Annotated in this window: 21 protein-coding genes; 17 read left to right on the top strand and 4 right to left on the bottom strand. The window is 71.8% G+C overall.

Features of this window, described 5'->3' with window-relative positions:
* Window positions 1–21 precede the first annotated feature (21 nt).
* Window positions 22–1,596, top strand: coding sequence for an AAA family ATPase (locus WMF33_RS18560; RefSeq protein WP_437338375.1), 1,575 nt, complete (start codon window positions 22–24; stop codon window positions 1,594–1,596).
* Between the two features lie 39 nt (window positions 1,597–1,635).
* Here WMF33_RS18560 and WMF33_RS18565 read toward each other — a convergent pair whose 3' ends face one another.
* Window positions 1,636–2,559, bottom strand: coding sequence for an ABC transporter ATP-binding protein (locus tag WMF33_RS18565; protein ID WP_437338376.1), 924 nt, complete (start codon window positions 2,557–2,559; stop codon window positions 1,636–1,638).
* A 111-nt stretch (window positions 2,560–2,670) separates the two neighbouring features.
* On the opposite strand from WMF33_RS18565, the gene WMF33_RS18570 reads away from it, so the two are divergent.
* Genes WMF33_RS18570 through WMF33_RS18585 form a run of 4 tightly spaced genes read left to right on the top strand, consistent with a single transcriptional unit; the run spans window position 2,671 to window position 7,724 of the window.
* Window positions 2,671–2,958 carry a hypothetical protein gene (locus WMF33_RS18570; RefSeq protein WP_020735730.1) on the top strand — a complete coding sequence of 96 codons (288 nt, stop codon included), beginning with the start codon at window positions 2,671–2,673 and terminating at the stop codon, window positions 2,956–2,958.
* A gap of 14 nt (window positions 2,959–2,972) precedes the next feature.
* Entirely contained in the window at window positions 2,973–3,806 is an 834-nt protein-coding gene (locus WMF33_RS18575) for a CheR family methyltransferase (RefSeq protein WP_061624872.1), read from the top strand.
* A gap of 19 nt (window positions 3,807–3,825) precedes the next feature.
* Window positions 3,826–6,666: a [protein-PII] uridylyltransferase gene (glnD, locus tag WMF33_RS18580; RefSeq protein WP_437338377.1), complete on the top strand. Its 2,841-nt coding sequence runs from the start codon at window positions 3,826–3,828 to the stop codon at window positions 6,664–6,666.
* Window positions 6,663–7,724, top strand: a complete 1,062-nt coding sequence (locus tag WMF33_RS18585; RefSeq protein ID WP_437338378.1) for a tetratricopeptide repeat protein — start codon at window positions 6,663–6,665, stop codon at window positions 7,722–7,724. Before glnD ends, WMF33_RS18585 begins: the two co-directional genes overlap by 4 nt.
* Before the next feature lie 90 nt (window positions 7,725–7,814).
* Here the strand turns inward: WMF33_RS18585 and WMF33_RS18590 are convergent, their stop codons facing one another.
* Window positions 7,815–8,723 (bottom strand): ParB/RepB/Spo0J family partition protein, encoded by a 909-nt coding sequence (locus tag WMF33_RS18590; protein WP_020735734.1) that lies wholly within the window; start codon window positions 8,721–8,723, stop codon window positions 7,815–7,817.
* Window positions 8,720–9,646 carry a ParA family protein gene (locus WMF33_RS18595; protein ID WP_437338379.1) on the bottom strand — a complete coding sequence of 309 codons (927 nt, stop codon included), beginning with the start codon at window positions 9,644–9,646 and terminating at the stop codon, window positions 8,720–8,722. The genes WMF33_RS18590 and WMF33_RS18595 overlap by 4 nt, the downstream gene beginning before the upstream one ends.
* A gap of 615 nt (window positions 9,647–10,261) precedes the next feature.
* On the opposite strand from WMF33_RS18595, the gene WMF33_RS18600 reads away from it, so the two are divergent.
* From WMF33_RS18600 to WMF33_RS18645, 10 genes are all read left to right on the top strand, one after another.
* Window positions 10,262–10,426, top strand: a complete 165-nt coding sequence (locus tag WMF33_RS18600; protein WP_020735736.1) for a hypothetical protein — start codon at window positions 10,262–10,264, stop codon at window positions 10,424–10,426.
* Window positions 10,427–10,689: 263 nt separating this feature from the next.
* Window positions 10,690–11,958, top strand: a complete 1,269-nt coding sequence (gene tig / locus WMF33_RS18605) for a trigger factor (protein WP_437338380.1) — start codon at window positions 10,690–10,692, stop codon at window positions 11,956–11,958.
* A gap of 319 nt (window positions 11,959–12,277) precedes the next feature.
* Window positions 12,278–12,922, top strand: a complete 645-nt coding sequence (locus WMF33_RS18610; protein WP_061626654.1) for an ATP-dependent Clp protease proteolytic subunit — start codon at window positions 12,278–12,280, stop codon at window positions 12,920–12,922.
* Window positions 12,923–13,416: 494 nt separating this feature from the next.
* On the top strand, window positions 13,417–14,673 hold the full coding sequence (clpX, locus tag WMF33_RS18615) for an ATP-dependent Clp protease ATP-binding subunit ClpX (RefSeq protein ID WP_020735740.1): 1,257 nt from the start codon (window positions 13,417–13,419) through the stop codon (window positions 14,671–14,673).
* A gap of 233 nt (window positions 14,674–14,906) precedes the next feature.
* Complete coding sequence (lon, locus tag WMF33_RS18620) at window positions 14,907–17,399, top strand: endopeptidase La (RefSeq protein WP_437338381.1); 2,493 nt, start codon at window positions 14,907–14,909, stop codon at window positions 17,397–17,399.
* Between the two features lie 100 nt (window positions 17,400–17,499).
* The gene (gene purH, locus WMF33_RS18625; protein ID WP_437338382.1) at window positions 17,500–19,068 is read left to right on the top strand and encodes a bifunctional phosphoribosylaminoimidazolecarboxamide formyltransferase/IMP cyclohydrolase; all 1,569 of its coding nucleotides are present in this window, start codon (window positions 17,500–17,502) and stop codon (window positions 19,066–19,068) included.
* Window positions 19,069–19,250: 182 nt separating this feature from the next.
* A complete protein-coding gene (locus tag WMF33_RS18630) occupies window positions 19,251–20,708 on the top strand; it encodes a ParA family protein (RefSeq protein WP_437338383.1) in 1,458 nt (485 codons plus the stop codon).
* A 181-nt stretch (window positions 20,709–20,889) separates the two neighbouring features.
* Window positions 20,890–21,234 carry a hypothetical protein gene (locus WMF33_RS18635; RefSeq protein ID WP_437338384.1) on the top strand — a complete coding sequence of 115 codons (345 nt, stop codon included), beginning with the start codon at window positions 20,890–20,892 and terminating at the stop codon, window positions 21,232–21,234.
* A 395-nt stretch (window positions 21,235–21,629) separates the two neighbouring features.
* Entirely contained in the window at window positions 21,630–22,334 is a 705-nt protein-coding gene (locus WMF33_RS18640; protein ID WP_437338385.1) for a Bax inhibitor-1/YccA family protein, read from the top strand.
* Between the two features lie 259 nt (window positions 22,335–22,593).
* Complete coding sequence (locus WMF33_RS18645) at window positions 22,594–23,688, top strand: glycoside hydrolase family 5 protein (protein WP_437338386.1); 1,095 nt, start codon at window positions 22,594–22,596, stop codon at window positions 23,686–23,688.
* Window positions 23,689–23,724: 36 nt separating this feature from the next.
* Here WMF33_RS18645 and WMF33_RS18650 read toward each other — a convergent pair whose 3' ends face one another.
* Window positions 23,725–24,231 carry a DUF4112 domain-containing protein gene (locus WMF33_RS18650; protein ID WP_437338387.1) on the bottom strand — a complete coding sequence of 169 codons (507 nt, stop codon included), beginning with the start codon at window positions 24,229–24,231 and terminating at the stop codon, window positions 23,725–23,727.
* A 194-nt stretch (window positions 24,232–24,425) separates the two neighbouring features.
* On the opposite strand from WMF33_RS18650, the gene WMF33_RS18655 reads away from it, so the two are divergent.
* Together WMF33_RS18655 and WMF33_RS18660 are read left to right on the top strand one after the other, a co-directional pair.
* A complete protein-coding gene (locus WMF33_RS18655; protein WP_437338388.1) occupies window positions 24,426–24,854 on the top strand; it encodes a DUF4126 domain-containing protein in 429 nt (142 codons plus the stop codon).
* A 92-nt stretch (window positions 24,855–24,946) separates the two neighbouring features.
* The gene (locus WMF33_RS18660; RefSeq protein WP_437338389.1) at window positions 24,947–26,542 is read left to right on the top strand and encodes a hypothetical protein; all 1,596 of its coding nucleotides are present in this window, start codon (window positions 24,947–24,949) and stop codon (window positions 26,540–26,542) included.
* Window positions 26,543–26,548 lie beyond the last annotated feature (6 nt).

Here is a 26,548-nt window from a genome sequence, read left to right on the forward strand (position 1 = left end):
CGCTGGCCCAAGGCTCGGCGGGTGAAGCGCCGCTTCAACACGACCGGCCCCTGCCGTCCCGATCTGCACTACATGATCCCGGCTGAAAGCCGGCTGCCCGAGGTCCCCGGCCTCGTCGAGCAGATGGGCTACTTCGTCGTCCACGCCCCCCGGCAGACCGGCAAGACCACCGCCCTCCGCGCCGTCGCCGAGCGGCTCACCGCCTCGGGCCGCCACGCCGCCGTCCTCTTCTCCTGCGAGGAGGGCAGCGCCGCGGGCGACGACTACGGCTCCGCCCAGCGCGCCGTCCTGCGCGAGCTCGCGCGCGCGGCCGAGATCGCGCTGCCGCCCGAGCTCCAGCCGCCGCCGTTCTCGCTCGAGGGCGACGAGGGCCTCCTCTCCGCGGCGCTCACCGCCTGGGCGCGCGCCTGCCCGCGCCCGCTCGTCCTCATCTTCGACGAGATCGACTCCCTGCGCGGCCAGGGCCTCCTCAGCATCCTGCGCCAGCTCCGCGCCGGCTTCCCGAGCCGTCCCGACCACTTCCCCGCCTCGGTCATCCTCTGCGGGCTGCGCGACGTCCGCGACTACAAGGCCGCGAGCGGCGGCGATCCCGAGCGCCTCGGCACCGCGAGCCCGTTCAACATTAAGGTCAAGTCGCTCCGGCTCGGAGACTTCTCCGAGGAAGAGCTGCGCGCGCTGTATGCCCAGCACACCGAGGACACCGGCCAGGTCTTCCACGATGCGGCGCTCGCCCGGGCCTTCGAGCTCACCGCCGGCCAGCCCTGGCTGGTCAACGCGCTCGGCAGCGAGATCGTCGAGGAGATGGCGGTCCCGCCCGGCGAGGCCATCACGCGGGCGCACGTCGAGCAGGCCAAGGAGCGCCTCATCCTCGCGCGCGCCACGCACCTCGACTCGCTCGTCAGCAAGCTCGCCGATCCGCGCGTCCGCCGCGTGCTCGAGCCCATCCTCGCGGGAACGTACGAGGGCGGCGGCGACACCTACGACGACGACGCCTCCTACGTCCGCGATCTCGGCCTCGTGGCCCAGGGCAAGCCGCTGCGCGTGGCGAACCCCATCTACCGCGAGGTGATCGCCCGCGTCCTCTCGTCATCGGCCGAGGAGCGGATCGACGCCCCGCGCCAGCGCTTCCTGTTGTCCGACGGCCGCCTCGCCTTCCGGCGCCTGCTCCGCGCGTTCGCCGCGTTCTGGCACGAGCACGGTGAGGTGCTCGCATCCGGGATGCCGTACCCCGAGGTCGCCCCGCAGCTCGTCCTCATGGCCTTCCTCCAGCGTGCGGTGAATGGCGGCGGCTTCATCGATCGCGAGTACGGCGTCGGCCGCGGGCGCATCGATCTGCTCGTCCGCTTCCCCTACCGCAAGCCCGACGGCTCCCGGGCCGTCCAGCGGCGCGCGCTCGAGCTCAAGGTGTGGCGCAAGGGCCAGAAGGACCCGCTCCGCGAGGGCCTCGCCCAGCTCGACGAGTACCTCGCGCGCCTGCGGCTAAGCCGCGGGACGCTCGTCATCTTCGACGCCCGCGGGCGCCTCGCCCGGAGCGCGCCCCGGTTCTCCGAAGCGACGACGCCGCGAGGCCGCCGCGCCGCGGTGCTCCGCCTGTAGCGGCGCCGCCGCGCGCAGCGCCCCGCGCGCCGCAGCGACCTACTCCGCCGCCTTCCGGAACTCGATCACCTGCCCGCCGTCGCCGTTCGTGCTGTCCGCGAGCGCCGGCCGGTTCACCCGCGACACCTTCTCCGGCGCCACCCCCGCCGCCGCGATGAACTGGCGCGCCTGCTCGTTGTCGCCCGACGCCAGCTCGTCCGGCGTCCCCGACGCGACCACCCGCCCCTGGATCACGAGGAACGCCTGGTGCGCGATGCGGAACGTGCTCGCCATGTCGTGCGAGATCACCACGCTCGTCACCTTGAAGCGCGCCCGCGTCTCCTCGATCAGATCGTCGACCATCCGGCTCGTCAGCGGATCGAGACCGCTCGTCGGCTCGTCATAGATGAGGATCTCGGGCTCGAGCATCAGCGCGCGCGCCAGGCCCACGCGCTTGCGCTGCCCGCCGGACAGCTCCGACGGCATCCGGTCCTCCTTGTTCTCCAGCCCGAGCGAGTTCAGCATCCCCACGACCTTGTCGCGGATGTCCCGCTTCGACATGTGCTTCCGGTGCTCGCGCAGCGGGAACGCCACGTTGTCGAAGATCGTGAGCGAGTCGAGCAGCGCCGCGTACTGGAACACCATCCCGAACCGCTGGCGCATCCGGTTCATCTCGTAGTCGCCGAGCGCGCCCATATCGACGCCGTCGACCCAGATGTGCCCGGTGGTCGGCCGCTCCAGGCCGATGAGCAGCCGGAGCAGCGTGGTCTTGCCCGCGCCGGACCCGCCGATGATCACCGCGGTCTCGGTCCGCCTGAGGTGCATGGTGATGCCGTGCAGCACCTTCGTCGGCCCGAACGACTTCTTGATGTCGTCGACGAAGAGGTGGTCCCCGGGCTCCCACCCCGGCGGCATCGCGCCCCCCGGCTGCGCCCCGGAGGCGGCCCCGTCCTGGGGGGGCTGGCTGGGAGGCCTTCTCCACATCGGCGCACTACGGTACCACGGACGAGGTCCCGTACGACCCCGATCGCCGTTCAATCCAGTAAGGGACAGCACGCGCTTGACGCGGCCGGGCGCGGGGCGGAAACGTTGCTCATGACCGACGACATCCTCAAAGCAGCCCTCGACACGGCCGAGGCCAAGACGGACAAGGACGGCTGGGCCGAGCTCCCGGAAGGGCGCGTGCTCACGCTCTACGCCGCCCACGAGGGCGTGTCGCTCCCGGTGACCAAGATCGACGCGGTCCTCAGCGTGGGCGGGCTCCTCAAGGCGCGCAGCACCAAGGGCGAGACCTTCGTGCTCGCGCTGAAGGACGTGTTCGCCATCGCCCTCGACGGCGGCGGCAAGGGAGCCCAGGCCAGGAAGGCCGGCTTCCTCGGCTGACCGCGGCGCCCCCGATGGCCAGATCGCCGAGAGCGGGAGGAGGTCCTGCGGCGCGCTCCGCCGAGCGGGCCGTCGACCTCGCGCTCGCCGAGCTCGAGCGCAGGTTCGGCCTGGGCCGCAGCCTCGCCGCCCCGGGGTGGGTCCGCGAGCGGGTCCTCGCCGTGCTGAGCGGCGTGGCCGCGCGGCACGGCGTGTCCCCGTTCGCGGCCGCCGAGCGCCTGCACGAGGACAGGGAGGCGGTCGAGGACATCGTCAGCGCGCTCCGCGTCGGCGAGACGCGGTTCTACCGCGATCCGATCATCTGGGAGGCCATCGCCACCGCGGTGCTGCCGAAGATCCCGCCCGACGTCCCGATCGCCGGCCTCTCGGCCGGCTGCAGCACCGGCGAGGAGGCCTATACCCTCGGGATGGTCCTCGCCAGCGCCGGCCGCCGCTTCAGCGTGCTCGGGGTCGACCGCGCCGCCCCGGCCATCGACGCGGCGCGCGAGGCCGTCTACTCGGCCGAGGCCGCCGACCAGCTCCCGCCGGCCCTGCTTCAGCGCTATTGTGAGCAGAAGGGCGGCGCGCTCCACGTCTCCCAGAAGCTCCGTGAGGTCGTCTCCTTCGAGGTCTGCGATCTGGTCCACGCCGTGCCGAGCGGCGGCTTCCAGATCATCTTCTTCAAGAACGTCCTCCTGTACCTCGCAGAGCCCGCGGGCGACGCGGTGGCCCGCCGCCTCGCCGCCGAGCTCGGCCCCGGCGGGCTCCTCTTCTCCGCCGCGAGCGAGGCGCCGCGCCTCTGCGGCGCCGGCCTCACCCCCGTCCGGGTGAACGCCCACGTCACCGCCTTCCGCGCCCCGGGCGCCTGAGAAAGCGAAAGCCCTCCGCATGAGCGTCGATCTCTCCCCCACGTCCAGGCCCAGCGGGCTCGCCGAGCTCCGCGCCGCCTACGCGCGCGAGCGCGCCGGGCTCGACCGCGCCGTGCCGAGCGGCTCCACGCCGGCCGCGGATCCCTCCGCGCTCGGGGTCGCCCTCGGCCGGCGCCACGCGCGCCTGCTCGACGATCTCCTGACGCGCCTCTTCCACCTCCTGCGCGAGTCCGGCGCCCCGAGCCGCGCCGCGTGGGACGCGGTCGCGATCGCCGGGGTCGGCGGCTACGGCCGCGGCGCCGTCGCGCTGCGGAGCGACCTCGACGTGCGCATCCTCGCCCGCGACGCCCAGCGCGCCAGCGCCATCGCGGACGCGCTGCTCTACCCGCTCTGGGACATGGGGGTCACCGTGGGGCACCAGGTCGTCACCATCGACGACCTCGTCGAGGGCGCGCGCGAGGACCTGCCCACCGCGACGAGCCTGCTCGACTGGCGGCACGTCGTCGGCGACGCGTCGCTCTCCGAGTCGCTGTGGCAGCGCGCCGCCGCGGGCCTCTTCGCGCACTCGGAGCTGCCCCGCTTCATCGAGCGGCTCGGCAAGGAGATCGCGCAGCGCCACGAGCGCTTCGGCGGCTCGGTCTACCTCCTGGAGCCGGACGTGAAGAACGGCGCCGGCGGGCTGCGCGACCTCGACGTCGCCCGCTGGGCGGCGAAGGCGCGCTACGGCGTCGGCGAGTTCGCCGCGCTGGTCCGCTTCGGCGCGCTCGTCGCCCGCGAGGCGGAGGAGATCCAGGGCGCCGCCGAGATGCTCTGGCGCATCCGCAACCTCCTCCACGCCCACTCCGGCCGGCGGACCGACCGGCTGACGTTCGACGAGCAGGAGCTCGTCGCCGGCGTGCTCGGCTACAACGAGGCGGCCGAGGCCGCCCGGAAGGCCGCGCCGCCGCCCGACGAGCCCTCGGTGTCGCCCGAGGCGATCGAGCGGATGATGAGCGATTACTACCGGAGCGCCCGGACCATCTCGCGCGCCCTCGACATGATCGTCTCGCGCGCCACGCCGACGCTCACGCGGCGCCGCCGCCGCGACGAGGACCTCGGCGGCGGCATCCGCCTGTTCGACGGCTGCATCACGATGAGCGATCCGGATCTGCTCCGGACCGACCCGCCGATCGCGCTGCGGCTGGTCGCCGCGGCCGTCGAGCGCGGCGTCCCGCTCTTGCCCTACGCGCGCGGGGCGATCGTCCGCGCCGCCGGCGACGCGGCGTTCTGCGCGGCGCTCCGCGAGAGCCCCGAGGCCGCCGCGCTGTTCCGGACCCTCGTGGCCACGTGCAAGGAGACGGCGCTCCAGAGCGGCTCGGTCGTCCGCGAGCTGCACGACCTCGGCCTCCTGCTCGCGATGATCCCCGAGTTCTCGCCGGTCGTCGGGCGCGTCCACCACGACGTCTACCACGTGTACACGGTCGACGTGCACTCGGTCGCCGCGGTCGATCGGCTGGCGGCGCTCGTGCGCGGCGAGCTCGCGGGCGAGTTCGGGCTCGCGTGCCGGCTCGCCGCCGAGGCGACGCGGCCGACGATGCTGTTCTTCGCCACGCTCCTGCACGACGTGGGCAAGGCGATCGGGGGCAAGGACCACAGCCGGCGCGGCGCCGAGATGGCGCGCGACATCCTGGAGCGGCTCGGCTTCCCGCCGGAGGACATCGACGAGGCGTGCCACCTCGTGCTGAAGCACCTCGTGATGTACCTCATCGCGACCCGGCGCGACCTCGACGACCCGGCGACCATCTCGGAGTTCTGCCAGGAGGTGCACGGCCGCGAGGGGCTGCGCGATCTCTACCTGCTCACGGTCGCCGACATCTCGACCACGAGCCCCACGTCGATGACGTCGTGGAAGGCGCGGATGCTCGACGAGCTCTACCTCTCGGCGGACGCGGCCCTGCGCGGCGCGCGCGGGGAGAGCGGGCCGCTCGGGATCGACGATCAGCGCATGGCGCGCGCGATCAGCGGCACGGTGGGCGCCCTCGAGGACCTCCCGGCCGCGGACGAGGCGGAGCGGCGCGCGCAGCGCGATTTCCTGGCGCGCTACCTCGCGTCGATGCCCGAGCGCTACCTCCTCGCGAACAGCCCCGCCGCGATCGCGGCGCACGCCGAGCTCGCCCGGCAGCAGGAGTCGAGCGGGAACAGCGTCTCGGTCGCGCTGGTGCCGTCGCGCCACCCGGAGGCCGCGGAGGTGTGCGTGGTCGCGCCCGATCGCCCCGGCCTGCTGGCGGCGATCACGGCGGCGCTCGCGTCCTCGCGCCTCGAGGTCCACGCCGCGCAGATCCACTCGCGCGCGTGCGACGACGACGGCGTCGCGCTCCGCGTGAGGACCGGGTCGTCGCCGCCCGCGGGCGTGCGCCTGCAGGCGGTCGACCTGTTCTGGGTGCGCGACCGCGGCGAGGGGGTAGGGGGGGTGGCCCGCGCCATCCCGAAGCTCGTGGCCGACATCCAGGCGGTGCTCTCGGGCCAGATCTCCGGCGCCGACGTCGCCAAGAAGCGCCGCGGCGGCGGCCTGCGCGAGCGCCCGACGCCGAAGGTCAAGACGCAGATCTCCATCGACGATCGCGCGTCGCACCACACGGTGATCGAGGTCCTCGCGCGCGATCGCCCGGGCCTCTTGTTCGCGATCTCCGACGCGCTCTACCAGCTCGGCCTGTCGATCTCGGTCGCCAAGATCAACACGGAGGGGACGCGCGTGGCCGACGTGTTCTATGTGAGCGAGGCGGACGGGACGAAGATCGCGAACGGCAAGCGGATGCAAGAGGTCGAGGAGCGGCTGCACGCGGTGCTCCAGGGCCTGGACGGCGAAGGGAGTGTCGGATGAACAAGGGGTGGTTTTCGCGCGCGGCGCGGGCGGCGGCCGCCGCCGCGCGCCGGGGCGTGGCGGTGGTGGCGGTCGCGGCGTGCGCCGTCTCGTGTGGTGGAGCGCAGGAGGCCCCGCGCGAGCAGCTCGGGGATCCGCTGCTCGCCGATCCGCCGGACGGCAGCGACGCGGCGACCTCGAAGGGGACGTCGACGAGCGCGCTCGATCGGGGCGTGGCCTACATCAAGAACGAGCGGTACGAGGAGGCGAAGCCGCACCTCCTCCGGGCGATCGAGCACGAGCCGGGCAACGCCGAGGCGCACTACTACCTCGGGCTCGCGCACGAGAAGACGAACGACCGCGCCGGCGCCGAGGCGTCGTACAAGAAGGCGCTCGAGCGCGATCCCAAGCTGGAGGCCGCGGCGCTGAACCTGGCGGCGTTCTACCTGGACGAGCCCGCGCGGCCGGACGAGGCGATCGCGGTGCTCACGAAGGCGATCGAGCAGGCGCCGGGCCGCGCCGCGCTCCACCAGAACCTGGGCTACGCGTACGGCCTGAAGCGCGACGTCGCGAACGCGAGCAAGCACTACGAGGCGGCGCTCAAGGCCGAGGACTCGGCCGCGACGCGCTTCGCCTACGGCGCGATGCTGTTCGAGGCCAAGGAGCTCGACCGGGCCGCGGCGGAGCTGAAGAAGGCGCTCGCCGCCACCGGCGACGACGTGGCGACGATCGCGACCATCGGGCGGATGCTCGGGCCGGCGAAGGCGTTCGCCGACTGCGTGGCGGCCTTCGACCGCGCCATCAAGCTGAGGCCGGAGGCGGAGTTCCACGTGCGCCGCGGGACGTGCCGCCACGAGCTCGGCGACGAGCCGGGGGCGCGCGCGGACTACCAGGCCGCGATCAAGGTGGACCCGAAGTTCGCGGCCGCGCACTACTACCTCGGCCTGTCGTTCCTGGCCGAGCGCAGGCCGCAGAGCGCGCTCGCGGCGCTCACCGAGGCGGGCAAGCACGGCGGCGACACCGAGATCGGCAAGCGCGCCCGCGCCAAGGTGAAGGAGCTCAGCGCCCGGATCAAGTAGCGCGGTCGCGGCGCGAGCCCGCGCGCGCCCGCCCGCCGGGGGCGATCCCGCTCGCCGGCCGGGGGCGAGCGCGCGCCCGCCCGCGGCGGCTCACGCGCCGAGCAGCGCGATGATCCTGTCGAGCTCGTCGAGCGAGCCGTAGGTGATCCCGAGCTCGCCGCGGCCGCCCTCGTCGCGCACCTCGACGCGGGTCCCGAGCCGCCGCATGAGGCGCGCCTCCAGGTCCTTGATCGCGGGCGACTTCCCCGCGCGCTTCTTCTCGCCGGGATCCTCGCCGTCCCCGGCGGCGCGGCTCTCCTTCTCCTTCGCCGCCTTGATCAGCGCCTCGACCTTGCGGACGGGGAGCTTGCCGTGGACGGTCCGCTCGGCGACGTCGGCCATCACCTTGTCGCTCGGCGCCCCGAGCAGCGCGCGCGCGTGGCCCTCGCTGAGCTCGCGCGAGATCACCATGGTGCGGATGCGCGGCGGCAGCCGGAGGAGCCGGAGCGAGTTGACGATCGTGGTGCGGTCCTTGCCGACGCGCTCCGCGAGCGTCTGGTGCGTGTAGCTGTGCTCGCGCAGGAGCCGGTCGAACGCCTCGGCGATCTCGATCGGGTTGAGGTCTGCCCGCTGCACGTTCTCGACGAGGGCCAGCTCGAACGCCTCCTTGGGGGAGACGTCCTTGACGACGACGAGCACCTCCCGGAGCCCCGCGCGCTGCGCGGCGCGCCACCGCCGCTCGCCGGCGATGAGCTCGAAGCTGTCGTTCCCGGCCTGCGTCCTGCGCACGATGAGCGGCTCGATGAGCCCGTGCTCGCGGATGCTCCCGGTGAGCTCCTCCAGCTCGGCCTCGTCGAAGTGCTGCCGCGGCTGCCCCTTCTGCGGCACGATCTTCTCGATCGCGCACACGAACACGCTGCGCCCTTCGGCCGCCGTCGCTGTCGCCGGCGGCGCCGCCGGGAGCAGGGCGTCGAGCCCCCGTCCGAGCGCGCGCCGCGCCCCTTTCTGATCGGCATTCATGATCTCGGTCGTGCGTCCCTCGCGCGCGCTCCGGTGGTGGTCGTGGCCTCGGCCTGCGGCTCCCCCTCCGCGTCCCCGCGCTGCCGCTTCTTCGGATCGGCCGCGGCGGCGGGCGGGCCGTCCAGGATCTCGCGCGCGAGGCTCAGGTAGCCCTGCGCCCCCTTCGACTGCGCGTCGTAGAGCAGCGCCGGCTTGCCGTGCGACGGCGCCTCGCTGAGCTTCACGTTGCGCGGGATGATCGCGTCGAACACGCGGAAGTGCGCCTTCACCTCGTCGGCCACCTGGTGGGTGAGCGAGTTGCGCCCGTCGAACATCGTGAGGACGACGCCCTCGAGCGTGAGCTCCGGGTTGAAGGCGCTCCGCACCCGGTCGATCGTCGCCATGAGGTGCGTCAGCCCCTCGAGCGCGTAGTACTCGCACTGGAGCGGCACGAGCACCCGGTGGGCCGCCGTGAGCGCGTTCAGCGTGAGCAGCCCGAGCGACGGCGGGCAGTCGAGGACGACGAACGCGTACCCGTCGAGGTGCGGGCGCAGCGCCTGGCGCAGCCGCGTCGCGCGGTCGTCCGCGTCGACCAGCTCGAGCTCTGCCGCCACGAGATCCTGCGTCGCGGGCACCACGTCGAGGAGCGGCACCTCGGTCGCGACGGTCGCCTCCTTCAGCGCCGCCCGCCCGATCAGCACGTCGTAGAGCGACAGCTCGAAGCTCCCCCGCCGCACGCCGACGCCGCTCGACGCGTTCCCCTGCGGATCGCAGTCGACGAGCAGGGTCCGGCACTCCGCCGCGGCGAAGCTCGCGGCCAGGTTGACCGAGGTCGTGGTCTTGCCGACGCCCCCCTTCTGGTTGGCGACGGCGAGGACGACAGGCGAAGGCTTGGAGGCGGAGCCGGTCTTGCCGGGCGCGCCCCCCTGGTTGGGCGGTGGCATCGTGCTGTGTCGCGTCCGACCCGGCTGCTTACACGACCCCCATCGGCACGTCGAGAGATGCACGCGTCCCCGCCGCTCATCCGCGCGCGATTCATGAGCGGTGCACGACCGGTTCATGCCCGGTTCACGCCCGGGTCACGCGCGGTTCACGCGCGGTTCACGCGCGGTTCACGCCCGTTTACGCCCGATTCACCGTTCGCTCGCCGGATTGTTGGCCTGAACGGCGGGGGCGTCTACAGTGACCCACATGTCGCTTGATGTGGGTGTAGGTAAACGAACGACGGGGCCGCTGGCCCGCGGGCGAGCCTCGAGGCGGAGCCGCTGCTTCGGCCTCAACGGGGCGCTGTTGCCCTGCGGCGACGCCGGCCCGGTCGATCGGGTCCTCGCCCGCGCGTTCTGGTGCGACGGGCGCGAGCCTGCATTGCTCGCGCCCGCGCAGGTCCTCGTGCTTTCGCCTTCGCTTCAACGCAGGTCGACGCTCGGTTCGCGCCGCCGTCCGCCCTCGACGCGCGTCGAGGGCCGGCGCTGACCGCCCAGGATCTCACGGACGTGGTGCCCAGCTTCGCCGAGCAGACCGACGCCCCGACGTCGCCTCGGCACATGTGAGGAGGACAGATGCCGCTTCCCAGGTCGTATCAGAACTTTGCAGAGTTCGAGCGGGAGATTCTCCGCCCGAACCGCGTGGGCTTCTCGCTCGAGGACATCGTCGAGGAGGAGTCGTCGTTCGACGCCGAGCTCGACTTCGAGAAGGACCCCTTCGACGTCTCGGACGACGACTGAGCGCGGCCGCGCGGCGCGGGCCAGCCTCGCAGGCCCCGCGCTCGCGCCGGTGCGGACGCCGCTGCCGCGCAAGCGCGCCGCAGCGGCGTCCGCACCGGCGCGAGCCTCTCGCTCCGCATCAGCTTGCACGATCCCTCCCGGGATCCCCGAGCCCCGGCGGCCGCCTCTCCGCCGGGGCTCCTTTTTTTAAAGCAGCGTCCTTTCGGCCGTCTTGACCCCCCCGGCGGCGCGTGGCACGAGTGCCGCCCTTCGAAAAAAACGCCATGCAAGTCAACGTCGAAAAGCTTTCTCCCGTGCTGATGGAGTTTCAGGTGGAGGTCCCCGCGGACCGCGTCCGGAGCGAGGTCGACAAGGCCTATACGGCGCTCCAGCGGACGGCCCGGGTCCGGGGCTACCGGCCTGGCAAGGCGCCGCGCCAGGTGCTCGCGCACCTCTACGGCGGCCGCATCCACGCCGATGTCGCCCAGCGGCTCGTCGACGCCACGCTGAACCAGGCGCTCGCCGACAAGCAGGTGCAGCCCCTGTCCCAGCCGGCGATCGCGCCCGCCGAGCTCCGCCCGGACGACGCGTTCTCCTACAAGGCCCGCTTCGAGGTCCGGCCCGACATCGCCGAGGTGAAGTGGGAGGGCTTCGAGGTGAAGCGCCCCTCGACGACGCCGTCGGAGGAGATGATCGACGCCGAGATCACCGCCCTCCGGCGCGAGCACTCGACGCTGCAGGCGCCGGAGCCGGAGCGCCCCGCCGCCAAGGGGGACATGGCGACGATCTCCTTCACCCTGGAGGTCGCCGGCGCCCTGCGCGACACGAAGGAGCAGGAGATCGAGACCGAGCTCGGCAGCGGCCAGGTCTTCAAGGAGATCGAGGACGCGCTCCTCGGCATGACGCCCGGCCAGGCGAAGGACGTCCCGGTCACGTTCTCCGAGCAGCACTCGAACGCGGATCTGCGGGGCAAGCAGGCGGTCTTCCACATCACGCTGAAGGACCTGCGGGAGCGCATCTTCCCGGAGGTCGACGACGAGTTCGCGAAGGACTGCGGCGAGGAGAGCCTCCCCGCGCTCCGCGAGTCGCTCCGCAAGAAGCTCGAGAAGGAGCTGACGCAGCGGGCGAGCGACGCGGTCGCCGAGCAGCTCGTCGTCGAGCTCTGCAAGGCGAACCCGATCCCGGTCCCGCCGTCGCTCGTCGACCAGCAGGCGCAGCTCGCCGAGCGCGAGCTGCTCGCGACGGCGCGCCGGCAGGGTCAGCGCGTCGATCCGACGCCGGAGTTCCGCGCCCGCGTCCGGCTCGACGCCGAGATGAAGGTGCGCGCGGGGCTGGTCATGGCCGAGATCGCGAAGGCGAAGGAGGTCAAGATCACCGAGGCCGACCTCGAGAAGGGCTACCAGGAGCTGGCCGAGCAGACCGGCAAGAACGTGGCGAAGATCAAGGCGGAGTACCGCGAGCCGCAGAAGCGCGAGCTCTTCGCCGGGATGATCCTCGAGGACAAGATCCTCGACATCATCGAGGCCGCCGCGAAGGTCACCGACGCGGGCTAGCCGCGGCGCCGCGCCGCCGGCTCGGCGCCGGCGGCGCGGTTCGTCCGGGTCGCGCGGCCGCGCCCGCGCACAGGACGCGCGCGGCGCCCTCATCGCGCCGCACCCCGTAGGTCGAGCGCGCGCTGAGCGAAAATCGAGCGCACGTCGAGCGAACGGCGCGCCAGCGCCGGGCGCGGGCGCGGCGCTAGTTCCGTGCGCGACCGCAGCGGGCGGTCGCCATTTTCCGGTAACCTCGGGCGCGTTCGGTCTTGCGATCGGACGCAGTCTGGCCCAGGAGTAGAACCCCTGCCGCGCGGCAGGAAACCCCCCGGAGCACCGGATGACCCGACGAGTCGAAACCCGCACCCAAGCCATCGAGTTTCTCGAACGCGAGAAGGCCTACATCCTCCCGACGGTCACGGAGGTGACCCACCGCGGCGAGCGGGAGTGGAACATCTTCAGCCGCCTCCTCAAGGACCGCATCGTCTTCATCGGCACGGAGATCGACGACTTCGTCGCGAACGCCGTGATCGCGCAGTTCCTCTTCCTGGAGAGCGAGGATCCCGAGAAGGAGATCCAGGTCTACATCAACAGCCCGGGCGGCGTGGTGACGTCGGGGCTCGCGATGTACGACACGATGCAGTACGTGCGTTGCCCGGTGTCGACGATGTGCATCGGCCAGGCCGCGTCGATGGGCGCCGTGCTGCTCAGCGCGGGCCGCAAGGGCCGGCGCTTCGCGCTGCCGCACGCGAGGATGATGATCCACCAGCCGCTCGGCGGCGCGCGCGGCCAGGCGACGGACATCGAGATCCAGGCGCGCGAGATCAAGAAGATCAAGGAGACGCTGATCGACATCCTCGTCGACGCCACCGGCAAGAACCGGGACGAGCTCGCGAAGGACATCGAGCGCGACTTCTACCTGAGCGCGACGCAGGCCAAGGAGTACGGCCTGATCGACGAGGTCTTCCCGAAGCGGAACAAGTAGGTGCCCGCGCCCCCTCGTCCGGCGGGCGTGCTCTGGCGGAGGGCCGGCGCGGAGCCGCGTCGGGCCGCGGCGTTGCGCCGCGCGCGGCGGTGTCGCGCGTCGCCGCCACGTCGCGCCGGGCGCGGCGCGCGTGCGCGTGCGCGCGGCGGGGCGAGCGGCGGGGCGAGCGGCGGCGAGCGCGCCGTGCTGGTCGAGCGCGCCGCGCTGCGCTCGCTCGATCCGCTGCTTTTCCCGAGGCGCGCAGCCTCATCGGCGGCGCGCGTCGCGGCGCCATCGGGCGATTCCCTGACTTCGGCCACAGGCTGGAGACCACCCCCGTTAGCTTGCGACGGTACGGGCACCGGACTAGAATCCGAGCGCGGCGTTTGGCTGCGCATCGCTGAAAATCCAGGGGACGGTGGAAGCCGTCCCCATCCCGAGCGGAAGGGGCCGCCGCGGCGTGACCCCACCGCTCATCGAAGCGGAAGCGTTGGCAGACCGCACTGAGGGTCGAAGTGGAGCGAAGGCGGGACGATCACTCGAATGGCAATCTAAGCTGCTCCTTCTGCGGCAAGTCGCAGAAAGAGGTGAAGAAGCTCATCGCGGGCCCCACGGTGTACATCTGTGATGAGTGCATCGGGCTCTGCAATGACATCATCGCGGAGGAGGTCGAGAAGGACGAGCCGTACGCCGGGTCGACCCCGGTCCCCAAGCCCGCCGACATCAAGGCGACGTTGGATGAGTACGTCGTCGGCCAGAACCGCGCCAAGAAGATCCTCGCCGTAGCGGTGCACAACCACTACAAGCGCATCGACAGCCGGGTCTCCTCGGACGACGTGGAGCTGTCCAAGTCGAACATCCTCCTGCTCGGCCCGACGGGCTCCGGCAAGACGCTCCTCGCGCAGACGCTCGCCAAGATCATCAACGTCCCCTTCGCGATCGCGGACGCGACGACGCTGACCGAGGCCGGCTACGTCGGCGAGGACGTCGAGAACATCATCGTCCAGCTCCTCCAGAACGCGGATCACGACGTCGAGCGCGCGCAGCGCGGCATCGTCTACATCGACGAGATCGACAAGATCAGCCGGAAGAGCGACAACCCGAGCATCACGCGCGACGTCTCCGGCGAGGGCGTGCAGCAGGCGCTGCTCAAGATCATCGAGGGGACGATCGCCAACGTCCCCCCAAAGGGCGGCCGCAAGCACCCGCAGCAGGATTTCCTGCAGGTCGACACGACCAACATCCTGTTCATCTGCGGCGGCGCGTTCGTCGGCCTGGATCAGATCATCCAGCGGCGCATCGGCCAGAACACGCTCGGCTTCGGCGCCGACATCAAGGCGAAGAAGGACTTCAAGCTGGGCGATCTGCTCAGCGTCGTCCAGCCGGAGGACCTCCTCAAGTTCGGGCTCATCCCCGAGTTCATCGGCCGCCTGCCGATCCTCGCGACCCTGCACGAGCTCAACGAGGAGGCGCTCATCGACATCCTCACGAAGCCGAAGAACAGCCTGGTCAAGCAGTACCAGAAGCTCTTCGAGATGGACGGGGTGAAGCTCAAGTTCACCCGGGGCGCGCTCGTGGCGGTGGCCCGCCAGGCCCTGGAGAGGAACAGCGGCGCCCGCGGCCTGCGCGCGATCCTCGAGTCGGCGATGCTCGATATCATGTACGACGTCCCGTCCCGAACGGGGATCAAGGAGGTCGTCGTCAGCGAGGACGTGATCGTCAAGCACGAGCCGCCGCTCATCGTGTACACGAAGGAGGCGGAGCTCGCGTAGCGCTCGCCCCAGGGGGGCCGCTGTCCAGGGCGCGCGGCGCAGGCCCGCGCCGCGCTGGACGGCGCGCGTCCGGCGCGCCCTTGTCGGGCGCGCCTCCTCCGAGGATGCCGGCGCCGCGCGCGTCCCCCGTGGGGCGCGCGCCGCTCCGGCGCAAGTACAGCAGTCAAGCAAGCCACGTGTGACAACCGAGGCGGGGCTGCCCCGGCCTCCCGATACTCCCGGAAAGACGGCGGATGTTCTTCAAGAACGACAGTGATCGCGGCAAGAACGCACCCGAGCGCGGCATCGTCCCGTTGCTCCCTCTGCGCGACATCATCGTCTTTCCACACATGGTCTCCCAGCTGTTCGTCGGGCGCGAGCGCAGCATCGCCGCCCTCGACGAGGCGATGAACCGCGGCAAGGAGATCTTCCTCGCCGCGCAGCGGAACGCGAAGACGAACGACCCGACGCCGGACGACATCTTCGGCGTCGGCTCGGTCGGCGCCATCATGCAGCTGCTCCGGCTGCCGGACGGGACGGTCAAGGTCCTCATCGAGGGCAAGCGCCGGGCGCGCATCCGCCGTTACGTCCAGAGCGATGCGTACTTCCTGATCGAGTACGACGAGATCGTCGAGAGCTCCGTCGCGAGCGTCGAGGTCGAGGCGCTGATGCGCTCGGTCCAGTCGACGTTCGAGATGTACGTCAAGCTCAACAAGAAGATCCAGCCCGAGGTCCTGATGGCGGTGCAGGCCATCGACGAGGCCTCGCGGCTCGCCGACACCATCATCGCCAACCTGCCGACCATTAAGCTGACGGACCGTCAGGCGCTGCTCGAGATGGAGGAGCCGCAGAAGCGGCTCGAGCGTCTCATCGAGCTGATGCAGGCCGAGATCGAGATTCTCCAGGTGGAGAAGAAGATCCGGAGTCGCGTCAAGAAGCAGATGGAGAAGACGCAGAAGGAGTACTACCTCAACGAGCAGATGCAGGCCATCCAGAAGGAGCTGGGCGGCGGCGAGCGCGACGAGTTCAAGAACGAGATCCAGGAGATCGAGGAGGCCCTCAAGACCAAGCGGATGAGCAAGGAGGCCGCCGCCAAGGTCAAGAAGGAGCTCAAGAAGCTGAAGATGATGCACCCCACGAGCGCCGAGGCGACCGTGGTGCGCAACTACATCGATTGGATCCTGGAGCTCCCCTGGTACGACAAGAGCGAGGAGCGGTATGACCTCGTCGAGGCCGAGAAGATCCTCGACGAGGACCATTACGGCCTGAAGAAGATCAAGGAGCGGATCCTCGAGTACCTCGCGGTCCAGGCGCTGACGAAGAAGCTGAAGGGCCCGGTGCTCTGCTTCGTCGGTCCGCCCGGCGTCGGCAAGACGAGCCTGGCGAAGTCGATCGCGCGCGCGACCGGGCGCAAGTTCGTGCGGCTGTCGCTCGGCGGCGTGCGCGACGAGGCGGAGATCCGCGGCCACCGGCGGACGTACATCGGCGCGCTGCCCGGCAAGCTGATCCAGTCGCTCAAGAAGGTCGGGACGAACAACCCCGTGTTCCTGCTCGACGAGGTCGACAAGATGTCGACCGACTTCCGCGGGGATCCGGCGGCGGCGCTGCTCGAGGTGCTCGATCCGGAGCAGAACCACACCTTCAATGACCACTACCTGGATCTCGATTACGACCTCTCCGACGTGATGTTCATCACGACGGCGAACACGCTGTCGGGCATCCCGGTGCCGCTCCAGGACCGCATGGAGGTCATCCAGCTCTCGGGCTACACGGAGTTCGAGAAGCTGAACATCGCGGTGAAGTACCTCGTGCCCCGACAGCGGAAGGAGTGCGGCCTCGAGGACGTGTCGCTCGACTTCACGGAGGGGGCGCTCCGGACGATCATCCACCACTACACGAAGGAGAGCGGCGTGCGCTCGCTGGAGCGCGAGATCGCGAGCGTGTGCCGCAAGGTGGCCCGGAAGGTCGTGTCCGACGGCAAGGACAAGCCGATCGAGGTCGTCGCGAAGAGCATCCCGAAGTACCTCGGCGTCCCCAAGTACCGGCTCGGCCGGCGCGAGGAGCGGGACGAGGTCGGCCTCGTGAACGGCCTGGCCGTGACCAATGTCGGCGGCGACCTGCTCCCGGCCGAGGCGACCGTGGTGCCGGGCAAGGGCAAGCTCGTCATCACCGGGCTGCTCGAGAAGGGGATGGAGGAGAGCGGGCACGCGGCGATGAGCTACGTGCGCTCGCGCCTCGATCGCCTCGGGCTCGAGGCGGACGTCTATCAGAAGGTCGACGTCCACATTCACTTCCCCGATTTCGTCCGGAAGGACGGGCCCAGCGCGGGCGTGACCATGGTGACCGCGCTGGTGAGCGCGCTGATGAAGGTGCCGGTCCGGCGGGATCTCGCGATGACGGGCGAGATCACCCTGCGCGGCCGGGTGATGCCGATCGGCGGGCTCAAGGAGAAGCTGCTCGCGGCCCACCGCGGCGGCATCTCGACCGTGATCCTGCCGAAGGAGAACCGGAAGGATCTCCGGGACGTGCCCCGGCGCGTGCTGAAGGCGCTGCGGCTCGTGCTCGTGGAGCACGTGGACGACGTGCTCCGCGAGGCGCTGATCCTGCCCGACGCCTACGCGGTCTTCGGGCCGCCCAAGGGCGTCCTGGAGTACCGTGACGGCGAGCTCGTGACCGAGGAGGCGCCGGTCAAGGCGCCGCCGGCCGCGGCCGGCGAGCCGACGCCGGCCGCCCCGCCGGGCGCCTGAGCGGGGAGCGCGCGAGCGCGGCGCGTGCGTGCGCCGCGCCGCGGACAGCGATGACGGATCGGCTGGCGGCGGGGGCCGAGACGCACTAGCTGGCGTCGCGATGATTCGACGCGCATTGATCTCGGTTTCGGACAAGACGGGGCTGCTCCCGCTGGCCCGGCGGCTCGCGGAAAAGGGCGTGGAGATCCTCTCGACCGGGGGGACGCAGCGGGCGCTCCAGGACGCCAACGTGCCGGTCGTCGGCGTGGAGGCCTATACCGGCTCGCCCGAGGTGATGGACGGCCGGGTGAAGACGCTGCATCCCCGGGTGCACGGCGGCATCCTGATGCGCGGCGCGATCGACGAGGACGACCTCGCGCGGCTCGGGGGCCAGCCGATCGATCTCGTGGTGTGCAACCTCTACCCGTTCGAGGCGACGGTCCGGCGGCCGGGGGTCACGCACCCCGAGATCATCGAGAACATCGACATCGGCGGGCCGTCGATGGTGCGCAGCGCGGCCAAGAACCACGCGCGCGTGGCGGTGGTGGTCGATCCGGCCGACTACGACGCCGTGCTCGCCGAGATCGACGGCGCGGGTGAGGTGTCGAGCGCGACGCGCCGCCGGCTGGCCACGAAGGCGTTCGCCCACACGGCGGCCTACGACGGGATGGTCGCCGGCTACCTCTCGTCGCTGCCGGAGGAGGGCGAGCCGAACGCCGCCGAGCGCGAGCCGTACCCGCGCTTCCTGACGCTCGCCCTCGAGCGGGCCTATCCGCTCCGGTACGGCGAGAACCCGCACCAGTCGGGCGCCTTCTACCGCGAGCGCGGCGCGGCCGCGGGGTCGCTCGCCCTCGCGGAGTCGCTGGGCGCGGGCGGCAAGGAGCTCTCGTTCAACAACCTCGTCGACGTGGACGCGGCGTTCGAGGCGGTGCGCGAGTTCACCCAGCCCGCGGCGGTCGTCGTGAAGCACACGAACCCGTGCGGCGTCGCCGTCGCGGGCGACCTCGCGACCGCCTACCGGACGGCGCGCGAGGCCGACTCGGTGAGCGCCTTCGGCGGGATCGTCGCGCTGAACCGCGAGGTCGACCGCGCGGCCGCGGAGGTGCTCGTCGAGACGTTCCTGGAGTGCGTGATCGCGCCCGCCTACGCCCCCGAGGCGCTGGAGGTGCTCCGGACCAAGAAGAACCTCCGGGTGCTCGCGACCGGCGCGCTCCTGCCCGCGGATCACCGGGAGCTCACGTTCAAGCGCGTCGGCGGGGGCCTCGTGGTCCAGGAGCGGGACGCGACCGCGGGCGGCGAGGTGCGCGGCGGCAAGGTCGTGACGAAGCGGGCGCCCACGGCGCAGGAGCTCGAGGCGCTCGACCTCGGCTGGCGCGTCTGCAAGCACGTGAAATCCAACGCGATTGTGCTCACGGTGCCCGGCAGCACGGTCGGGGTCGGGGCCGGGCAGATGTCGCGGGTCGAGAGCGTGCGCATCGCCTGCAGCAAGGCGGGAGAGCGGGCCCGCGGGAGCGTCCTCGCGTCCGACGCCTACTTCCCGTTCCCGGACGGCCTGGCGCTCGCCGCCGAGCACGGGATCACGGCGGTCGCGCAGCCTGGAGGCAGCGTGAGGGACCCGGAGGTCATCGCCGCGGCGGACGCGGCGGGGGTTGCGATGGTGTTCACCGGGGTCCGGCACTTCCGTCACTGAGCCTGCCGCCCCGGTCCCGCCCCGACTGGCCCTCGTCCCGGGCCCCTCCCGGGATGCGCTCCCACCCTTGTGCTGGAAGGGTGAGCCGTGCTCGCAGAAAAGTTGACCTTTGTGCCTTGACTGTGATGATGGTCAAGGCTGCGCCTGGGCAAAGCGCTGTGCGCGGCGCGAAGGAGCGAGCTGTGGGCGGAATCAGCGAGACGTGCAGCGTGTGCGGGACCGGATTCGAGGTCCAGTTCCGGTACCAGATGGAGGAGAAGGACGGCGGCTTCTCCTTCTTCTGCTCGCAGAAGTGCCTGGAGAAGAGCCAGCTCGGCGGGGACGGGGGCGCCTCGCTCGCCACGTGCGACGCGTGCGCCAAGCGCTTCTCCCCGCAGCTCGTGTCTCAGGTGCTCTATGTGGCCGGGCGCCGGAACTACGCGTGCTCGCTGGAGTGCCGGGCGCAGCTGGTCCGCGAGGCCAAGGGGGCGCGGCTCGGCGACATCGCGGCAGCGGCCTCGGCGGCCGCCGCGCCGCCGGCCGAGGGGTTGCCGCCGACCCGCCGCGATGCGCCGCTCGCGGGGGGCGCGGCCGGCGCTGCCGGGGAGACGGGCGAGCCGGCGTCGCCCGCGGCGGCGGCGCGCGCGGGCGCGCCAGGCGGGGCGGCGGAGCCGTCCGTGCCGCCGGCCGTGTCGGCCGCGCCGCCGGCCGCGCCGGCTGGCGAGCCCAGGGCGCAGGGGGCGGTCGCGGTCTCGCTGTCGCCCGCGATGGGCGCGAAGCGGCCGCCGCAGCGGCCGGCCGGGGTGCCGCGGTATCTGGCCGTGTTCAACCACAAGGGCGGCACGGGCAAGACGACGACGGCCGTGAGCGTGGCGGCCGGGCTCGCGGCGCGCGACAAGCGGGTGCTCCTCGTCGACACCGACGCGCAGGGGAACGTCTCGGTCTCGCTCGGCGCGAGCGCCGAGCGCTCGCTCTATCACGTGCTCGTGATGGGGCTCCGGATCGCGGACGCGACGAGGACGGTGCGGCCGAACCTGGATCTCTTGCCCTCCAACGAGACGCTGGCCGCGGCCGAGCTTTACCTGGCGGGCCGCCAGAACCGGGATCGCGTGCTCTCGGATCGCCTGTCCGCAGCGGCGGCCGCGTACGACTACGTGGTGCTCGACTGCTCGCCGAGCCTGTCGCTGATGAACCAGAACGCGCTGGTGTTCGCCGACAGCGTGCTCGTCCCAGTCGCGTGCGATTACCTGTCGCTCGTCGGCGTCCGGCAGGTGATCAAGACGGTGAAGAACGTGAACGCCCTGCTGCACCACCCGGTGCAGATCTGGGGCGTTCTGCCGACCTTCTTCGACGGCCGCGCGAAGATCGCGCGCGAGGCGGTCGGCACGATGAAGCAGCACTTCGGGGAGCGCTGCCTCGCGCCGATCCGGCAGGCGATCAAGGTCAAGGAGGCGCCCGCGCAGGGGCAGACGATCTTCGAGTACGCGCCGGGGACGCCGGCGGCCGACGATTACCTGGCGGTGGTCGATCGCATCATCGAGAGCCGCGAGCGCGGCGTGACGGGCTCGGAGGCAGGGGCGGCGCGCGACGCGGGGTCGTGGAGCGTCGATCGGGCGGACGCGGCAGCAGAGCGGCCGGGCGCTGCGGCGGCCGGCGCATGAAGGGATCCGGGGCCGCACGGTCCCGATGAGGGGAGGGACCCGCGACCGCGGGGTTCCGCTGAAGGGAGGGACCCGCAACCGCGGGGTCCCGCTGAAGGGAGGGACCCGCGACCGCGGGGTCCCGCTGGATGAAGGGCCCGCACTCGCGGCGCCCCGACCGGGCAGGGAGCTGGAGGAAGCAATGAAGAGCGAAGGCGATCTCGGGGGCGCCGCGCGGGCGCTGCTCGATCGCGACGAGGTGGAAGGGGTTCTGTCGGGGGCGTTCTATACACCCACGGATGCGCCGCGTTCGCGCGCGAAGGGCCGGGCGACCGGCGCTGCGGCCGAGCCGGGGGCTGCGCCGCCGCCCGAGCGACCGCAGCACTACAAGGTCATCTGCATCTCGATGTACACCGAGGATCTCGAGAGGCTGGACGAGATGGTCAGCGCCCTCAAGGCGCGCGGCATGACGAAGGCCAACCGGAGCGCGCTGATCCGACATGCGCTCTCCCAGGTGGACCTCGACAAGATCCCCAAGGGGATCTAAGCGATCCTTCAGGGGACTTCGACGCGGCGAAGACATCGAGGCCAGCTTTTCCTCATCGCGCCGCGGCGTCGGACGGGCCGTGCCGGCGTCCTGCGGCACCGGTGGGGCAAAATGGGGCGGCCCGGCTTTTCCTTATCGCGCCGCGGCGCCGGACGAGCCGTACCGGTGCCCTGCGGTACCGGTGGGGCAAAATGGGGCGGTCCCGGCCTGCCTCGGGGCGAGCGGCGGAGCGCTGGGCTCTGGCGCCGTTGCTCACGGCGTCGCGGCTTTGCGCGTCCGCAGCGGGCCGCCGTGTCGCGGGCGTGTTGCGTGCGGGCCGGGCATGCCCCGTGCTAGCTTCGAAAGCCGAAGCCGAAAGCCTAGCGCCGAACGTCGAGGCTTACCAGAGAGGGAACATGGACCAGAACTACGTAGGATACGGGAGCCGTTCGTCGGTGATCCGTGCCGCCGCGGACTCGCGCGAGCGCTTCCTCGTGCGAACGTACAATCACCTGTTCGGGGCGATCGTGCTCTTCGCCGGGATCGAGGTCGCGCTGTTCAAGACCGGCGCCGCCTCGGTCATCGCCAGGGCGATGATGGGCACGAGCTGGCTGGTGGTGCTCGGAGCGTTCATGCTCGTGAGCTGGCTCGCCAGCCGCGCGGCGCACACCGCGATGTCGAAGCCGGTGCAATACGCGGCGCTGGTCGGCTACGTGGTTGCCCAGGCGATCATCTTCGTGCCGCTCCTCTACATCGCGGACATGGTCGCGCCCGGCGCGATCCAGAGCGCCGCGATGGTCACGATGGTCGGCTTCGCCGGGCTCACCGCGATCGCGTTCGTGACCCGCAAGGACTTCTCGTTCCTCGGGGCGCTCCTGCGCTGGGGCGGCATCTGCGCGCTCGTCCTCATCGGCGCCTCGCTGCTGTTCGGCTTCCAGCTCGGCACGTTCTTCAGCGTCGCCATGGTCGCGTTCGCCGGCGCCGCGATCCTCTACGACACGTCGAACGTCCTGCACCATTTCCCGGAGGACCGGCACGTCGGCGCCGCGCTCGAGCTCTTCGCGTCCGTCGCCATGCTGTTCTGGTACGTGCTCCGCCTCTTCACCAGCTCCCGCGACTGAGCGACGCGCACCCGCTGCGGATACGGGCCCACCTCGGCGTTTTCGGTGCTCGGCGTACAGGAGTACGCCTGCGCGCCGAAAACGCCGATCTGGGCCCGTCTCCTGTGCGGGTGCGCGCCGCTCGGCCAGCGTCTTGACGAGCGAAGAAGACGGGCGGGGCGCGGGGACGGGCGCCGTCGCGCTCGTGGGGGGATGCACCGGAGTGGGAAGGCTTGCAGTCGTGGGGGGGCCGGGGTCTTATCGGGGCCGAGGTGGGCCTGTGAGGAGAGCGGTCGCGTGGGCGCTGGTGGCGGGGATCGGGGCTGCTCTGGGAGGGTGCCGGGGGGAGGGGGCTGAGAAGAAGCAAGGCGCGGGGAATGCGGAGCTCCTCGAGAGGCCGCTCTCGCTGCGTGGGATCAGCCTCGCTGGCGCCGAGTTCGGGGTGGATGCCTTCGGGAAGGGGAGCCTGCCAGGGACGCCAGGGGTCCACTACATCTACCCCGATCCCGCGCTCTCCAAGGGCTACACGTCCGCGGACTACTTCATCGCCAAAGGAATGAACACCTTCCGGGTGCCGTTCCGCTGGGAACGCCTGCAGCCCGCGCGCAATCAGCCGCTCAACGCAGCGGAGCTGAACCGGCTCACGACCACCGTCAACACCCTGACCGCCAAGGGCGCTTACGTGGTGCTCGACGTGCACAACTACGCTCGCTACGGGACGGGCGTCGTGGGCGCGGAGATCCCCATCGCGGACTTCGCGGAGTTCTGGGGGAGGCTGGCCGTCGAGTTCAAGGGCAACGCGAAGGTCGTGTTCGCCCTCATGAACGAGCCGCACGACATGCCGACCGAGACGTGGATCGAGGCGGCCAATGCCGCGATCGTCTCCATCCGCGACGCCGGGGCGACGAACCTCATCCTCGTCCCCGGCAACGGGTGGTCAGGCGCGCACAGCTTCAACGCGACCTTCTACGGGACCTCGAACGCCGAGGCGCTCCTCAAGATCGCCGACCCGAAAGGATACGTCGCGTTCGAGGTCCACCAGCACCTCGACGAGGACTCCTCGGGAAAGTCGCCCACCTGCGTCAGCGAGACCGTCGGGGTCGAGCGCCTGAAGGTGTTCACGGAATGGCTCAGGAAGCACCGCAAGAAGGGATTCCTCGGCGAGTTCAGCGGCGGCTCCAGCGCGGTATGCCTGAAGGCCATCGCCAACGTCGCGATCTACCTGGAGCAGAACAAGGACGTCTACGTGGGCTGGACCTACTGGGCGGCCGGGCCCTCCTGGAAGGGCTACTTCACGTCCCTCGAGCCGAGAGACGGCGCGGACACGCCGCAGATGATCTCGCTGCAGGCCCACCTGTCGGTGTCGACCCGGTAGCGCGGTCGCGCCGCCGCCGCGGGCGCGGCCCACGCGTCACGCGCCGAGGAGACCCTGGAGAGCTCGCACCAGCGAGAACAGCAGCAGGCCCGTCAGCGCGAGGACGCCCCCGACCGCGACCGCCAGCCCCGCGTAGAAGCCCAGATCCGAGGGCCGCGCGCCGCCCTGGGCGCGCGCGGCGAGGTGCGACCGCAGGAGGTCGAGGTTGCGCGCGTTCGCCTTGTACGTCGCGTCGAACAGGTCACCCAGGACGGGAATCGTGCCGATCAGCGTCTCGAGGCCCACGTTGAGCATCATCCGCAGCACCGTCGAGGCGGGGAGACGGTAACGCGTCGCCGCGAGCACGATGTAGATCGAGAGGCCGAAGCCGACGAGATCCCCGACCCCCGGGATCAGCCCGATCACCGCGTCGTAGCCGACCCGGTAGCCGACGCCGGGGATGCGGATCGCGTTGTCCAGGAAGTGGCTGAGCGCGTTCAGGCGCCTCAGCCGCTCGTCCTCGAGATCGACGGTCTTCAGCGTGGCGAGGGGGGTCACAGGCATGGCGGACCGGTCTCCGAGCTCGGGGGAGCTCTCCCTCGCAATGTACGTCGCGCGCCCCAGGCCAACCAGGGCATATGCGTTGCTTCTGCGGTACCTCCATGGAGACGACAACGGTCGTGGGAGGCGCCCGGCGGTCGCGCACCTCGGAGATTCTTCTCCTGGGGCAGGCCGCGGGGCTCGGGCTGGTGACGGGAATGCGTTCCATGCTGGGCGTGAGGATCCTCGCGGCCAGCGCGCGGCGCGGCGCGTTCGACGGCCAGCGCGGGAGCTTCTGGCGGGCGATCCGCTCGCCGCTGGCGCAGCGCGCGCTGAGCGTCCTCGCGGGCGGCGAGCTGCTGTTCGACAAGCTGCCCTCGGCGCCGAGCCGGCTCGCCCCGGGTCCGCTCGGCGCGCGCCTCGCGATCGGGGCGGTCCTGGGCGCCGCCGTCGGCACGCAGAGCCCCGAGAAGAACATGCGCGTCGCCGGCGCCGTGATCGGGGCGGCGGCCGCCGCGATCGGCGCGCTCGTCGGGAACCGCGCCCGCACATGGCTCGGCCGCGGGACGCGCATCCCCGGCCCGCTCGCCGCCGTCGCCGAGGACGCGATCGCCTTCGGCCTGGGCGCGCTGGCGGCGCGCCGCTAGTGCCGATCCCGGAGCGCGCACGTCGCGTCCTGCCACAGCGGGGCGCCGCTGCCGTTGCCGTCGCGGCGCCGCGATCCATGCTGGCGCCCGCCATGCCGCCGAGCCCGCGCGCCCGCGTCCGCCGCTCCGGCGCGCGCGGGGCGCTGCTCGGCGTCGCCGGCGCGCTGCTCGGCGTCGCCGGCGCGCTCGGCGCCTCCGCGGCGCACGCGCAGGGGCGGTACGAGTCCGCGCTCCTCGGCGGGCGGTCGGCGCTCCTCGGGGGCACCGGGGTCGTGCTGGGGGTCGACGGCGCCGCGCCCTTCCTGAACCCGGCCACCATCATCCGCATCGAGGACCGCAACATCGCGTTCTCGTCGGCGTTCTTCCGCTACGCGCACCGCACGCTGGAGGCGTGGCACCAGCCAGGTCCGGTCGACGCCGCGCTGTACGGCGATCTCCGGCTCGATCGCGCGACGGTGACCGATCAGGGCCTGGACTCCCTCCCGGACGCGACGTGTTACTTCTTCGACTGGAAGCGCGGCGCGCGCGACGCGGAGCCGCGGCGGGCGCGGGTCGGCCGCCAGACCTTCGCCGCCTGCCTCGCGAAGACCGAGGAGAACGAGTTCGGGTTCGACGCGCTCCGGTTCTCGGGGGAGTCCGCCTCGCGCCGCGTGAACCAGGCGCAGACGTTCCGCTACGCGTGGGGCCGCTTCAGCGCCGGCCCTTCGTGGAGCTACCGCGCCACCGAGCGCCTCGCCGTGGGCGTCTCGCTCTCGGCCGTGCGCACCCGCTACACGAGCGCGCTCGACGTCGCCAGCCTCGTGGAGGACACCGGCACGGGCTCGGCGAGCAGCGTGACGTACCAGGCCGCCCTCTCCGGCGACTCCTGGGACGGGCTCGCGCACCTCGGGGTGACGTACCGGCTGAGCCCTGTGTTCTCCGCCGGGATCAGCGTGCGGACGCCCAGCGTGCACCTCTTCGATTCGCTGGACGCGAGCTATCACGACACGCGCGCCACCGGGACGGCGGCGGTCCGCACCTGGGCCGGGGAAGGGGAGTTCGTGGCCCCGTCGCCGGCGCGCCTGGCGGTGGGCGCGAGCGCGGAGTGGAGCAGGCTGCGCCTGGAGCTCGACGGCTTCTTCTACCTGGGCCAGCGAGAGTTCGTGCGGGCCTCCATCGATCGGGAGGAGATCGCGGTCGACGGGGGCGCGGTGACGAGCCGGAGGCGGAGCCGGCTCGACATCGTCGAGGGGGCGGCGCCCATCGTCAACGTGGGGCTCGGCGCCGAGGTGTTCCTCACGCGCGACCTCAGCCTGCTCGGCGGCGCCGTCACCGATTTCAACGCGCTGTCGGGCCTGCGCGGCCCCATGTCCGCCGAGTCGAAGCTCTTCCTGGAGCGGATGAGCGGCGTGCACGCGTCGCTCGGCCTGGTGTCCTACACGCGGTTCGGCGATCTCGTGTTCGGCGCGCGCTTCGACTACGCGGCGGGGCAGATGGCGGCCGTCAACGCGTTCGCGTCGCCCGTGCGGCTGGATCCGATCGACTGCCGGGAGATCGGCGCGACCCTGGTCCTCGCCGGGCGGATCAGCCTGCGCACGGTCGAGGACGTGGCGCGCGAGATCGGGGACGCCGTGGAGGGCTCGGCCGCGCCGCCGCCCGAGCGCGCCACGCCGCGAGAGCCGATGCGGGCGCCCGCGCAGGAGGACTGAGCGGCG

The organism is Sorangium sp. So ce394 (assembly GCF_051474665.1).
In the GTDB taxonomy this organism is placed as follows: domain Bacteria; phylum Myxococcota_A; class Polyangia; order Polyangiales; family Polyangiaceae; genus Sorangium; species Sorangium cellulosum_D.

Excerpts from the sequence above, each read along its gene's own strand:
- lon (WP_437338381.1), top strand. The coding sequence starts at position 14,907 with ATGTTCTTCAAGAACGACAGTGATCGCGGCAAGAACGCACCCGAGCGC.
- WMF33_RS18660 (WP_437338389.1), top strand. The coding sequence starts at position 24,947 with ATGCCGCCGAGCCCGCGCGCCCGCGTCCGCCGCTCCGGCGCGCGCGGG.
- WMF33_RS18650 (WP_437338387.1), bottom strand. The coding sequence starts at position 24,231 with ATGCCTGTGACCCCCCTCGCCACGCTGAAGACCGTCGATCTCGAGGAC.
- glnD (WP_437338377.1), top strand. The coding sequence starts at position 3,826 with ATGAGCGTCGATCTCTCCCCCACGTCCAGGCCCAGCGGGCTCGCCGAG.
- WMF33_RS18600 (WP_020735736.1), top strand. The coding sequence starts at position 10,262 with ATGCCGCTTCCCAGGTCGTATCAGAACTTTGCAGAGTTCGAGCGGGAG.
- WMF33_RS18590 (WP_020735734.1), bottom strand. The coding sequence starts at position 8,723 with ATGAATGCCGATCAGAAAGGGGCGCGGCGCGCGCTCGGACGGGGGCTC.
- tig (WP_437338380.1), top strand. The coding sequence starts at position 10,690 with ATGCAAGTCAACGTCGAAAAGCTTTCTCCCGTGCTGATGGAGTTTCAG.
- WMF33_RS18655 (WP_437338388.1), top strand. The coding sequence starts at position 24,426 with ATGCGTTCCATGCTGGGCGTGAGGATCCTCGCGGCCAGCGCGCGGCGC.
- WMF33_RS18585 (WP_437338378.1), top strand. The coding sequence starts at position 6,663 with ATGAACAAGGGGTGGTTTTCGCGCGCGGCGCGGGCGGCGGCCGCCGCC.
- purH (WP_437338382.1), top strand. The coding sequence starts at position 17,500 with ATGATTCGACGCGCATTGATCTCGGTTTCGGACAAGACGGGGCTGCTC.
- WMF33_RS18640 (WP_437338385.1), top strand. The coding sequence starts at position 21,630 with ATGGACCAGAACTACGTAGGATACGGGAGCCGTTCGTCGGTGATCCGT.
- WMF33_RS18565 (WP_437338376.1), bottom strand. The coding sequence starts at position 2,559 with ATGTGGAGAAGGCCTCCCAGCCAGCCCCCCCAGGACGGGGCCGCCTCC.
- WMF33_RS18595 (WP_437338379.1), bottom strand. The coding sequence starts at position 9,646 with ATGCCACCGCCCAACCAGGGGGGCGCGCCCGGCAAGACCGGCTCCGCC.
- WMF33_RS18635 (WP_437338384.1), top strand. The coding sequence starts at position 20,890 with ATGAAGAGCGAAGGCGATCTCGGGGGCGCCGCGCGGGCGCTGCTCGAT.
- WMF33_RS18570 (WP_020735730.1), top strand. The coding sequence starts at position 2,671 with ATGACCGACGACATCCTCAAAGCAGCCCTCGACACGGCCGAGGCCAAG.
- WMF33_RS18610 (WP_061626654.1), top strand. The coding sequence starts at position 12,278 with ATGACCCGACGAGTCGAAACCCGCACCCAAGCCATCGAGTTTCTCGAA.
- WMF33_RS18575 (WP_061624872.1), top strand. The coding sequence starts at position 2,973 with ATGGCCAGATCGCCGAGAGCGGGAGGAGGTCCTGCGGCGCGCTCCGCC.